This is a genomic window from Deltaproteobacteria bacterium (assembly GCA_029860075.1).
Lineage (GTDB): Bacteria > Desulfobacterota > JADFVX01 > JADFVX01 > JADFVX01 > JAOUBX01.
The window spans coordinates 1-12,451 of the sequence record JAOUBX010000033.1; the positions used below are offsets into that span (position 1 = coordinate 1).

The following is a 12,451-nucleotide window of genomic DNA, read 5'->3' on the forward strand; positions in this document are numbered from 1 at the left end:
CGGTTTTTAATTGTTATAGATACCCGATAAGAGCCTTCGGGTATGACACATGTTTAATTGGTTAACAGTCAGGGACAAGCTATTAATAGCGCATGATAAACACCCTTAACTTAGTGCCATTCAGAACCATCCCGTTTTCTCCCTATAGCTTATGCCGGAGGCTGGAAAAAGCTTGAGCCCATCTGGAAATGGATTATCAAGGCAAAGCAGGTTTCAAAAGCGCTGCCGGTTTTTGAAAAGGTGTTGACAGGGACTGGCAAAGAAAGTGTTACAACTAGAGGTCATAAGGTGGTTGGGGATGTTGTGGGGATGATGTTTAAGTAGGAATGTTTCTTTTTCTCTTTACTACTATTATGAAAAACTTTATTTTAGCTTGACTAGGCTTGAACCTTCGGATAATATTTGAGTATAAGCTTGGAATTGCATTAAAAAGTGAAAAAAATATCCAAAAACAAGGACAATATACAGAAAGAGTTGGGATGTTAATAGAATTTAAAGTAAAAAATTTTTTGTCGATAAAAGAAGAACAAACCTTCTCAATGCTCCCGGCTGGGAAAGTACCGCTCAAGGATAATCCAAATAATGTTACCTCAAAAATGGAATCAACGGCTAATCTCAATTTGCTTAAATCGACAATTATCTATGGCGCAAATGCATCTGGGAAAAGCAGTTTTTTGAAAGCTTTTTCAGCGCTTAGGTATTTGGTTGTAGAATCTATAGATTTTAAATTGGACGAGGAAATTCCCACATACGAGCCATTCAAATTAGATGATGAAAGCAGAGAAGCGCCGATAGAGTTTGAAATTGATTTTATAGCTAATAAGGTTCGTTATACTTATAAAGTGATATTTGATAAAAAAGCATTTTTATATGAATCGCTTGTATTTTATCCAAAAAAACAGCCTGCCAAACTCTTTGTCAGAGAAATAGGAGGAAAAATAAGTTATGGTGAATATTATTCAGGATCAAAAAAGCATGAACTGTTTGATAATCAGTTGGTGCTTTCAAAAGCTGGTTCCACCGCTATAGAATCTCTTATTGCCCCCTACAGATATTTTTCAAAATATTTCTATGTACATATAATACATGATACGCATTACGATCAAGCAGTTATTAGATCATTTACCAATTTTTGGGCGGAAAAAAAGGATTCCAGTTTCCGTAAAAATATGCACAAATTGATTAAAATAGCGGATACAGGTATTACAGACTTCACTTTAAGAGAACGAAACCTTGATGAATTTGGACTTCCTGAAGATATGTCGGAAGAGGAAAAGAAAGAGATAGCGGAAAAATATAAATATAGTGTCAAAACGATACACAAAACATATCAAGGTAAAAACTGTATTGGCCAAATGAACTTTGACCTTAATGAAGAATCTACAGGAACTATTAAGCTGATGGTTGTTGGTGGTCTTATTCTTGATGCTCTGGAAGATGGTTCTACTATGATTATTGATGAACTCGACAAATCTTTACATCCGCTGTTAACGAGAATGTTGATTCAGCTTTTTCATAGCGAAAAGAATAATCCCAAGGGTGCCCAGTTGATTTTTGCAACACACGACGTTTCACTTATAGATGTTGATCTATTCAGGCGAGACCAGATAGGGCTGACGGAAAAGGATGAATACGGCTGCACGGAAATATATCCTCTTTCCGACTATACAGGAATAAGCAAGGTCAAACCTCTGGAAAACTGGTATCTAAGAGGCCGCTTTGGTGGAATACCGGTCATTAATGACTATGAGCTCGATTTAGAATTTGACCAGTGAGAAAAACAAGGCGGTCAAAAAAGAGACTTCTAAAACCCATAATTATTATTCTCTGCGAAGGGGAAAAGACAGAGCCTTCCTACTTTTCCGGTTTTTTTAGGAATACTGCACATTATAAAGATTACGTATTCAGACCGTATCAACCAACTGACCATTCTCCCTTAGGTATTGTAAAGGCAGCATGTGAGGAAAAACGTCGGGCAATTGCCGATAAAATAGAGGGAAAGGATATTCATGTCTGGGCTGTTTTTGACAGGGACGGGCACGATCATATTCCGGAGGCTTTTGATATGGCAAGAGCAAACGGTATAGAGATTGCTTTTTCCAATGTTTGTTTCGAACAATGGATTTTGCTCCACTACGAACGGACACAAAAACCTTTTACAAATTGTGATGAAATAGTTAGCCATATAAGATCAAAGCATGATCATAGTTATAAAAAGGATGATTATTGTTATGACCGATTAAAAGAGAATATCAGTACAGCTATAAAAAACGGTGAATGGCTCATACAGCAAGTAGATTTTGACATCTCACGAGGAACGCCTGAGTGGAACATCAATCCCTATACAGACGTTCATAAGCTGGTCACTTTTTTATTGAGTCCTGTAATATGAAGAATAAAGTAACTTAAAGGGAATACAAACATAGGTGCCGTGTCTAAGCATTTGATTGTTTTGGAATACATGCCGGGGTCACCCATTAGAAGTACCCCTGTCGCGTCTACACATTTGATAGTTTTGTAGGTTGGGAACGCCCAAGCGAAACCCAACATATTTTCCTATCGATACTTTTTTCGTTGGCTTTCATTCTTCAATCCAACCTTAACTTTTGCTATTTCTTTTGAATAAATTTTAGCATGGCCGCTTGATTATTTTCCGCAAGAAATTCCTTTGCATATTCTCTAAAGTTTTTTCTGTTCAAATAGATTATTGCGGCGATAGAAGATATTATCAAAAATAATTTCCAACATGTAATGATGAGTGTCTTTTTTGAAACATCTACAAACATTAAAAAAGTTATTATTGCATACAGTTGATATATTGAGACAAGACTCATGATTATTGATGAAATAATTATTTGTGTTGGTGTTGGTTTTAATTTTATAATCCCGATAATCAAATAAATAATAAAAACCAAAAGTAACGTCTGGATAATTTGAATTGTTTTGGGATTTTCAATCATCCCTAGCAGCAAGATTCGTAATACAGGATTTATAGATAATCCGAAAGCTCCCAGGAACAGCCACACGGCAACTAAATATACACCCTTAGGTCGTTTCATACTTTTGCTCCTTTTTTACCGGATAAACTAATGGTTTCTGTTTGGATGGTTATAGAGTCAGCCCTTTAACCTTGAGCTCAGATCAAAGAGTTCGCCTTTGAATCCATATCTTTCATAAAATTATCAACAATTTCCTCATACTTGTTTTTACCTCTAACAAACAGGTTCACATGACCAAGGCCCTCGAAAAGGTGCAATTCTTTATGGCCTTGCAGGTTGGTGTAAATATCCTGCAACACGGATTTAGAAGCACGCTGATCACCGGCACCCCCTAAAAGCAGAGTTGGAACATTAATATCACCTGCAAAATCAACGGGATTTAGATCAAAGGCATTATAACCATTTTGCACACCTCCCCAGAAAACAAGCAGCTCGGCAAAAGGAAAGGTAACAGGAAAACCCATCAGCTCAAACCGGCTTTGGACTGTTTGATATAAAGAACCGAAAGGCATTTCCAGTATGAGCGCCTTTGGCTGGATCTTGTCGGTATGGATCGCTGTTATTATGGAAGAGGCGCCTAATGAAAGGCCATGAAGAATGATATTCTTTTTTCCTTGAGCTTGATAATGCCTGAAAACAGAGGTAACGACCTGAGCTTCCCGATAACCCAGTGTTGACCAGTCATAGGGTGAATCACCGTGTCCGGGAAAGTCCACAAGGATTACATCTGCTGACTTATCAACAAAATATAGGCCCAGTGGAAGAAGGTCTTCCTTCTTTGAAGAATAGCCATGAAAAAGAATAACTGTATAAGTTGACTTATGGGGACTTATTTCCCAGACAGGTGTTTTTAATCCATCGGAACCTTCAATGGTAAGGGATTTAAATTCATATCCATAGTGGGCAGGTGTCTTTGTATTTAGCTTTTTGGGGACATTTACTCCTGTAATGAGAACGCTTATTTTCTTGATAAATGATAAGGATTCCGGCTTTTCCGTTTTGGGGCCGCCTGTAACAAAATGGGTAAATTTATAGGCATGAAGGTAACTGACAATATTCAGCATAAGAATTGCAACGAATATTGTAACAGCAATTAGTCTTTTTCTATTTTTTAAAAAAAGCTTCATGAAAAGTCTCTAATGTTTTATAAGAATGTAATAGTGTTGCCAAATTTACGTCTTCTGCCTTGAATACATCAACGATATTATTTATTAGAGGCATCATTAAAAGTGCTTGATTAAGCGCTCCTCATTTACTACTCTACAATTTTTGCCATACCTATTGGCCCTTTAATGTTTATAGGGATGTCATCGGGAATAAGTGGAATTACGATAAGCTGAGCCCATGGCGTTCCGCAATATCCTCTTCTCTTCATATGGCCCCAAATGCGGACTTCTTTAGTTTTTCCATCTCTCAACTCAATATCTATCTTGCCCTTTCCTGTTTTTAATATCTCTTCCAATGAACGCCGGTCCCATTTTTCATAAACATATAATCGTCGCCCGTCCTCCAGTTGCAGGGTATTGCCGGCAATCAATTCCACTTTGAAGGGAAGGACTGGCGAATCGCCTTCCACTAATCTCGAATAGTGAAACCTATAACACCAGCCTGCATACCAGCTACAGTAACAAGCAAGAAACAACCTATTGAAAAGATTATTTTAATTTTCATAATGTTAAACAGATTTTTTTATAAAATTGACAGTTTATTCAATCATAAGTTTGGACAACTTTATGCAAAGCCGGTTCACCTTTTCCCTCTTGAATAGCAAAAAAAATAAGGGTGGATGAAGTGAAATGGAACCTATCAAGCAGAGCTAAATGATGTTTTTCAAACTATTACACCCATTTTACATTTGCCAAATATTTAACACACTCCCCTGCATGAGCCATAGTAATCAAGTGCCCACCATCAGCTATTTCAAAACATTTCTCTGGACATTTAATAATCATATCCTTTTTGCCATGAATTCTAATGATATCCTGCTGGTCCCCCTCATATCCCTGCCAATCATTGATTGCAAAACACATAGATTTTATGAACTCCGAATCGGCTTCAGTAAACATGTTCGATAAATTGCTATCATATTTTCCCGTAAATACCTGGATCAGTTTAAGTGGAGTGATTTCTGCCAGGGGTGAGAGTGTCCTCAAAAGAGGATTGATTTCAGATTTGTTGACGGCGCTGCCAATTAAAACAACTTTTCTGTTTCCCAATATCTTATAAATTTCCAGGGCAACCATTCCACCCAAAGAGGAACCGCCAATGCTATCCTCCACCTTTATTCCATGTTCCCTGACAATCCTTTCCGCCATATTCCTAAGAGATTTTTCTCCATCATAGGCAGGCCAATCAAGAAAAGTAGTCTCTTCAAGACTATTCCATGGCTCATACTCTGAATACATTTTATGATTGGCGCCCATACCGGGCAGAAGAAATAACATTTTTCAGATAAACCTAAATTGATGCCTTACGCCTTTGCCGGGATTATAAGCTTCTTCAGCTTCCTTTCGAGCAAGAAGCTGGCAAAGGGGATAACTGATGCAAAGAGGGCTGCAATCCATAGAGTGACTTTCCATTTTTCCAGGTGACTCACCACCAGAGACAGGATAAAGTAGATCGTCCAGAGGATGCCGTGGGCCATACCCACATCCCAGACGATATCGAAATATTTAAAGTAGTATTTTGCTGGGATAGCTATGCACATGAGTGCAATAAGCGACAGCCCTTCAATAATGCTCACCATCCTGAATATTTTCAGCATGGTTTTTCCTGCCTTTGATTGCTCAACCTTTTTGAAAATTTCTATTTGTTCGCCACATAATTTGCAGGTGGTATAGCCCCTAACATTGGGCGGAATTTTTTCATCAGGGTAGTAGCCAAGAACCTTGTCACATGTCTTGCAATAAATTTCCATATATCATCGCTGCACTGCATTAATATTAAATTTATTCTTTTTTATCACAAATAAACATAATAGCGTAAGCTAATATTGCATTTTTGTCTTTCTTTAAAAAAGAAAGGAAGATTCCATCGATTATGGGTTGTAATTTTCTGCCTTTGAATTACAGCCTTTGACAAACCTTTCAGGAAGAAGCATCATCACTCCACCGTCCGACTAAACCTGACAGGCAATGTCAGTGTCGCTACCACCCCTTTCTCCTCCCCGTTTTTCAATTCAATCTTCACATGATGCAAGAGGGGGACTTCTTTAACAAGACCAAGACCGGAACTTTTTTTACCACTGTCAGGGCCTTTTAGGGAACAGAAACGTTCATAGATCTTATCGAGAGAAATAAGTTTTTTTCTCTTACATATAAACCATGCGCAACAAATATACTTTAAGTTGACATTGAGCCATACTTTTTATATATTTATACTTCCTGCATCCCTCCTCGCAGGGCCGGGGCATTCGAGGTTTGAGGAAGGCAATAATAATTTTTATAGCTTGCATTTATGTTTTGGGATTTTGTCCCTGCATTCAAAGCCAAACATACTACAAGCGCCTCAGCAAAAAAGCGCTTGCAAGAATTAATTTTAAACTATGAATTAATGTCAACTAAAAGTATACATTCAAGACAATACCTAAAAAAAGCATTGTTTACATTACCGCAGGGTATGCCGGTCACAAGCAGCCACCTGGAGCAATGGGGCATATCGCGACAATTGGCGCATCGCTACGTCCTGAGCGGTTGGCTTGAGTCCCTCGGGTACGGTTATTATGTGAGGATGGGAGATAGTCTCACAGTTACAGGCGCCGTTACCGGACTGGAGATGCAGGGAGTTGCAGTGCATATAGGAGGCAAGTCCGCTCTTTCTTTAAGAGGCGCTGTTCACTACCTGGCACAGGGAAAGGAAAGACTGTCCCTCTATGGTGTGACAAAAAAACGCCTACCCCCGTGGTTTGTCAGGCGCTTCCCCTGCGAAGCGCGCAGGAGCCGACTCTTCAAGGAAGAGGACGCTACTGAGAAGCGGCTGTATGTGCGGCATCTGGAAGAAAAAGAACCTCACTCCCCTTTTGTCTCCGAACCGGAAAGAGCGCTCCTTGAGATGCTTGAGGGCGTACCTCAAAAACAAACTACAGACGAAGCCCACAAGATCATGGAACCTTTGTACACACTCCGTCCCGAAGCAGTTCAGACGCTTCTTGAAGCGTGTACGAAAATAAAAGTCAAGCGGCTCTTTTTCTCTATTGCCGACGGGTTGAAACTTCCGGTTCTTAAGCATCTGGATCTATCTGGAATAGATTTCGGGGCGCCTTCTGTTTACATACTCACTAAAAAAGGGGGGGCGCTTATCCTGAAGCATCCTATGGCTGCCTACGATGAATAATCACTATATAGAAACGGTAAGACTCCTCATTGATGTGGCCCCCTTTGTCTTTTCCCGTAACTGCTTTGCGCTGAAAGGCGGTACGGCGATTAATCTCTTTCAGCAAAACATGCCGAGGCTGTCCGTTGACATGGACCTGGTCTACACGAACCTGGAGCACACAAATCGGAATTCCGCACTGGAAGCAATCGAGAGCGAGCTGCGTCATGTCTCCAAACTTCTTGAAAACAAGCTGGGAGTTACAGTGCGACCGGCAACTTCAGGTAGCGAACACGAATCCAAGCTCTTTATTTCCAGAGGGGCCATACTGCTCAAGGTGGAGGTAAATCATGTATTTCGTGGCGCCCTGTATCCTCTTGTTACAGGCACTCTTTCACCGGAAGCCCAGTCGCAATTTATGAGCTTCCTTTCCATACCGATGCTGGATCCTGACGAACTGTATGCAAGTAAGCTCGTGGCGGCCATGGATCGGCAGCATCCCCGCGACCTCTTCGATGTGCTGCTGCTGCTCAGCGATGGCGGTATCACTCCACGGATACGGCGCGCTTTTACAGTATATCTTGCGGGGCATAATCGGCCCATGCACGAGCTACTTTCACCCAAAGCCAAAGATATAGCTACTGAATTTGAAAGTGACTTCATTGGAATGACCAGCGTGGAGGTGTCGCTCAAACAGCTTGAGGAGGTTCGCGAAAAGATATTCCTGGAATTGCCTGCATCTCTCGATGAGGCTGAACGCAGGTTTCTTCTTTCAGTGAATCGCTGTGAGCCTGAATGGGACCTTCTTGGATTACCGGGAATAGATACTCTGCCGGCCATTCGATGGAAATTGTTGAACCTGAATAAACTCTCTCAAATCAATCCAAAGAAATATAGCAAGATTTTGAAAGCCCTGGAAGAGAGGCTCAGATAAAAACCCTGCATCGCAAAGAACAGAATTCTTTGTCTATAAGGTTCCCCATCCCTTCCTTTCTGTAAAGTCTTAAGACCTGTTCATCAATCCCACATTCAAACCGCCCGGCTAAACCTGACAGGCAATGTCAGCTTTGCCACGGCCCCTCTCTTCTCCCCGTTCCTCAACTCAATCTTGCCGTGATGAAGCAGGGTAACCTCTTTGACGAGGCTTAAACCGAGGCCGGAACTCTTTTTACCGCTATCGGGGCGTTTTAAAGAATAGAAACGTTCATAGACCTTGTTAAGCGCGTAGTCAGGGATGCCGGAACCCTTGTCGGAAACGGTGAGTATGATTGAACCAGCATCACTGCTTTCGGAGATCTCCATCTCTATTTTTTCACCGGCCGGTGAAAAATCGATGGCGTTTTTTATGAGGTTGACTACGGCCTGTCTGACGAGGAAGGGATCACCTTCGAAGCTTCCTTTTTTATCTCCTTTTATTTCCAGCACCAATTTTTTTTCATGGAGAAGGGGAGCAAGGCTTTTTTCAATGTCTTCAATGATTTCCCCCATGTTCAGATTTTCAACGTCGTGAATGCTTTTTTTACTCTCTATCGAGGCAAGAAGGAGGAGCTTGTCAACGATCATCCGGATACGGTCTGTCTCGGTGCGGATATTTTTGAAAAACCGGGCCTGCTGATCGGGGGGCATATCCTCAGTGAGCAGTTCTACGGCGCCCTGTATGGCAGAGAGTGGGGCCTTTACCTCGTGGGTAAGGGACTGGACATAGTTTTCCACGTACTGCTTGCCGTCCAGGGCTGTTCTCATCTCTTCGAAGGCCGCTCCAAGCTCCTTTATCTCGCTTTTGCCCAGTGGCGGCAGGTCTATCCGCTCCCCTTCACGGACGGCCCTTGCATAGGTGGTAAGGCTTTTGATGGGAGAAGTGATCATGCGGGAAAGGGGGATGCCCACAACAATAACGGCAAGGGCAACAATAATGGCGACTATAATAATTTTATTCCTGGCCCCTTCTACAAACCGGTTGGCCGCTTTGCTCGGATTGCCTACGGAAAGCACACCCACAATGTCACCATCCCACGTGATGGGTGAAGCCACATACATGACGCTTGTTCCCGGATCACCGGGAACTTCACGGGTCGTTCTCACGCCATGCTCCCCTTTTAGCGTATAAAAAACGTCATTCCATTGGGAGTAGTCTTTGCCTTCCTCCCCCCTTTTTCTCGAATCAAAGATGAGCATTCCCTTTTTATCAGTCATGTAAACACGAAAATCAACTTCACGCTTTACGAACTCATAGATTTTAGCCTTAAAAGGCCGATTGTAAACATCATCAAAGGCCTTTCTGAAAAGGTCCACATCGACCTTTCCCTCTTTTACGGTCATTGCCGCAACGGAGGCGAGCGTACGGGAGGCATCAACAAGGGGCTCTTCCGTCACTTTACGAAACTGGGGCTTGATATCTTCCGTGATCCAGGAAATGAGAGCGTAAAAGCCGATGACGACGACGATGAGAATACCTGCGAATATACGGGTCTGGATGTTCATATTTGGTAAGTTGGTCTTTGGGTTATGGTTGCAATAGAGTTGTCATATTCCACATTTTTAAATCCTCGTCAATACTCCTTGAGAGAATAACCAACGCCACGGTGCGTGATGATCACTTCTTCATCCGGCTTTATACTTTTCAATTTCTGCCGGATCGTTTTAATGTGGGTATCGACAGTGCGGTCAAGGCTCATTTCGGGCTCTTCCCAGACACGCTCCATAAGCTGGTCGCGGCTGTAGACCCTGCCGGGACTAGTGATTAACAATTGCAGCAGACGGAATTCATAGCGCGTCAAGTCGAGGGACTCTCCATAGTAGGAAATAATAAATTTCTTTTCATCTATCTCAAAAGGGAGCCTTTGGCTCTTTTTTTGTTGAGAAGAAGCGCCATTATCCACACTTCTTCTCAAGACAGCGCGAACCCTGGCGGCCAGTTCACGGGGGCTGAAGGGTTTGACCACATAATCATCAGCGCCGAGTTCGAGACCGGCAACACGGTCGATCTCGTCAGAGCGGGCGGTAAGGAATATAATAGGAATATCTGAATTGCTTCGGATTATCCGGGCCAGTTCGAAGCCGTTAATGTCGGGCAGGCCGATATCGAGAATGATGAGGGCAATGCCGGATTTTTCGAACTCATCCAGCGCTTCACTCCCCGTACCACACCAGAGCGGTTCAAAGCCCTCCGTCGAGAGGGCGTAGGTAATATTATCGGCAATGGAGGGTTCGTCTTCAACAATGAGTATTTTTTTCTTCATATCAGCTTTCAACCACCCTCACACAAACATAACCAGGCTCGACGCCATAACAACCATACCGGCAACAACACCGTACATGGCAATGTGGTGTTCACCGTATTTTTCAGCCGTCGGCAGAAGTTCATCGAGGGAAATAAAAACCATGATACCGGCGACGGAAGCGAAAAGAAGACCGAAAACATAATCATTCATGTAACGAAAGAGGAGGAAATAACCCACCATAGCGCCTACCGGTTCAGTGAAACCTGACAGGAAAGAAAAGGTAAAGGCCTTTTTTTTGCTCCCTGTCGCATAGTACATGGGAACGGAGACGGCGATACCTTCGGGAATATTATGAATAGCGATGGCAACGGCAATGCTGATACCCAGGGCCGGATCATGGAGAGCGCCTACAAAAGTGGCGAGACCTTCGGGGAAGTTATGAATGCCGATAGCCAGTGCAGAAAAAAGACCCATACGGTGCAGTTTGACTTTCTTCATAGCTTCCTGCTGGCTTAAAGACATCTCTTCAATGCCTCTTGCTTCATGGGGATTTTCAAAAGTCGGCACCATTTTATCAATAAAAGCGATGAACATAATACCGGCAAAAAAAGCGAGAGTCGTCATTAAATAGCCCTGGGAGGGACCGGCAGCAGCCGTCAGAGCATCACGGGCCTTTACAAAAATTTCGATCATTGAAACGTAAATCATCACTCCTGCTGAAAAACCGAGAGAGGCCGTAAGAAAGCGGGTATTTGTCGTTTTTGCAAAAAAGGCGAGGGCGCTGCCTATCCCTGTGGAAAGTCCGGCAAAAAGAGTCAGGGAAAAAGCAAAAATAACGGCGCTTGTGTCGTAATTCATTTATTTGACCTGAAGCAATACTATTAAAAAATGTCCAATTAAGCTGAAAACCTCAATTACAAACCGCATTTCCCGTCATTCTGCAAGCCTCTTCAGGCAGCTCGATCTCTACCGTAGAATGATAGAGTCCGTAATGGTGGATCAGACTTTTTACATTCTGCTTAAGTTCGGCATATTGGCCGGGTGTCAGGTTTTTGTCGGCCACGAGATGGGCCGAAAAAATCGTATTTTCACCATCTAATGACCAGACATGGACATGATGGGCCGAATTAATATGTTCGATTTCTGAAATTTTACGCTTAATAAGATCGATATCGACATCTTCCGGCGCCGCCTGAAGAAAGATGGGCAGAGTCGCTTTAATATTTTTCACAATATGCATCATAATATAAAGTGTAATCAATATGGCAAGAATAGGGTCGAGGATATGAATATCCTTGAAATAAAGGATAATAGCGACAACAAGAACGGCCGCCCAGCCCAACACATCTTCAAGCAGGTGAAGACCGATGGTTCTGGCGTTCACCCCCTTTTCACCAACCAGTTTGAACATGGCATAGCCATTAACGGCGATACCGATAAGGGCAAGAAACATCATACCTTCTGCATGAGAATGCTCGGGGTTAATGAGCCGGGGAATGGCTTCCGATAAAACATAGAGTGAACTGGTGAGCAGCAAAATGGTGCTCATCAATGCGCCAAGGAGAGAAAAGCGCCTGAATCCATAGGTGTAGGCTTTGCTCCCCTGCCGCCGGGAAAGGCGCTCAAAATACCAGGCCTGCCCCAGCGCGAATGAATCACCCAGGTCATGCACGGCATCAGCCAGGATGGCCGTGCTGTTCGTCAAAAAACCACCGATAATTTCAACAACGGTAAATCCAAGATTTAAAAAGAAGGCGGCCTTTATATTTTTAATCGTTCCATGATGGTGGTGACCGTGGTGGTGATGACCCTGTTCGTCATTATGCATGTCTGTTCAGACTCTTATAAGTTGAGTGAGTTCTTTAATTTAAACACATATCTATTAAAGTGGCAAACAGGTATTTGAGGGAAGTTACGGAA

At 42.6% G+C, this 12,451-nt stretch carries 13 protein-coding genes; 4 read left to right on the forward strand and 9 right to left on the reverse strand.

Features of this window, described 5'->3' with window-relative positions:
• The first annotated feature begins 383 nt into the window (after positions 1-383).
• Both OEV42_11185 and OEV42_11190 read left to right on the forward strand, forming a co-directional pair.
• A complete protein-coding gene (locus tag OEV42_11185; protein ID MDH3974832.1) occupies positions 384-1,775 on the forward strand; it encodes an ATP-binding protein in 1,392 nt (463 codons plus the stop codon).
• Positions 1,772-2,392, forward strand: coding sequence for an RloB family protein (locus tag OEV42_11190; GenBank protein MDH3974833.1), 621 nt, complete (start codon positions 1,772-1,774; stop codon positions 2,390-2,392). The genes OEV42_11185 and OEV42_11190 overlap by 4 nt, the downstream gene beginning before the upstream one ends.
• A gap of 217 nt (positions 2,393-2,609) precedes the next feature.
• Here OEV42_11190 and OEV42_11195 read toward each other — a convergent pair whose 3' ends face one another.
• The 5 genes from OEV42_11195 to OEV42_11215 all read right to left on the reverse strand — a co-directional run bounded on the left by OEV42_11195 (position 2,610) and on the right by OEV42_11215 (position 5,916).
• Complete coding sequence (locus OEV42_11195; protein MDH3974834.1) at positions 2,610-3,059, reverse strand: hypothetical protein; 450 nt, start codon at positions 3,057-3,059, stop codon at positions 2,610-2,612.
• Between the two features lie 77 nt (positions 3,060-3,136).
• On the reverse strand, positions 3,137-4,126 hold the full coding sequence (locus tag OEV42_11200) for an alpha/beta hydrolase (protein MDH3974835.1): 990 nt from the start codon (positions 4,124-4,126) through the stop codon (positions 3,137-3,139).
• 128 nt (positions 4,127-4,254) lie between these two features.
• Complete coding sequence (locus OEV42_11205) at positions 4,255-4,575, reverse strand: hypothetical protein (protein MDH3974836.1); 321 nt, start codon at positions 4,573-4,575, stop codon at positions 4,255-4,257.
• Positions 4,576-4,837: 262 nt separating this feature from the next.
• Positions 4,838-5,443 (reverse strand): hypothetical protein, encoded by a 606-nt coding sequence (locus OEV42_11210; protein MDH3974837.1) that lies wholly within the window; start codon positions 5,441-5,443, stop codon positions 4,838-4,840.
• A gap of 26 nt (positions 5,444-5,469) precedes the next feature.
• A complete protein-coding gene (locus OEV42_11215) occupies positions 5,470-5,916 on the reverse strand; it encodes a DUF3817 domain-containing protein (protein ID MDH3974838.1) in 447 nt (148 codons plus the stop codon).
• Positions 5,917-6,551: 635 nt separating this feature from the next.
• Between OEV42_11215 and OEV42_11220 the strand changes: the two genes are divergently transcribed.
• Together OEV42_11220 and OEV42_11225 are read left to right on the forward strand one after the other, a co-directional pair.
• A complete protein-coding gene (locus tag OEV42_11220) occupies positions 6,552-7,331 on the forward strand; it encodes a type IV toxin-antitoxin system AbiEi family antitoxin (GenBank protein MDH3974839.1) in 780 nt (259 codons plus the stop codon).
• On the forward strand, positions 7,324-8,244 hold the full coding sequence (locus OEV42_11225; protein MDH3974840.1) for a nucleotidyl transferase AbiEii/AbiGii toxin family protein: 921 nt from the start codon (positions 7,324-7,326) through the stop codon (positions 8,242-8,244). Before OEV42_11220 ends, OEV42_11225 begins: the two co-directional genes overlap by 8 nt.
• 95 nt (positions 8,245-8,339) lie before the next feature.
• Here the strand turns inward: OEV42_11225 and creC are convergent, their stop codons facing one another.
• The 4 genes from creC to OEV42_11245 form a co-directional block, all read right to left on the reverse strand.
• Positions 8,340-9,791: a two-component system sensor histidine kinase CreC gene (gene creC / locus OEV42_11230; protein ID MDH3974841.1), complete on the reverse strand. Its 1,452-nt coding sequence runs from the start codon at positions 9,789-9,791 to the stop codon at positions 8,340-8,342.
• A 68-nt stretch (positions 9,792-9,859) separates the two neighbouring features.
• Positions 9,860-10,549 (reverse strand): two-component system response regulator CreB, encoded by a 690-nt coding sequence (creB, locus tag OEV42_11235; GenBank protein MDH3974842.1) that lies wholly within the window; start codon positions 10,547-10,549, stop codon positions 9,860-9,862.
• 18 nt (positions 10,550-10,567) lie between these two features.
• The gene (zupT, locus tag OEV42_11240) at positions 10,568-11,389 is read right to left on the reverse strand and encodes a zinc transporter ZupT (GenBank protein MDH3974843.1); all 822 of its coding nucleotides are present in this window, start codon (positions 11,387-11,389) and stop codon (positions 10,568-10,570) included.
• A gap of 52 nt (positions 11,390-11,441) precedes the next feature.
• Positions 11,442-12,359 (reverse strand): cation diffusion facilitator family transporter, encoded by a 918-nt coding sequence (locus tag OEV42_11245; protein MDH3974844.1) that lies wholly within the window; start codon positions 12,357-12,359, stop codon positions 11,442-11,444.
• Positions 12,360-12,451 lie beyond the last annotated feature (92 nt).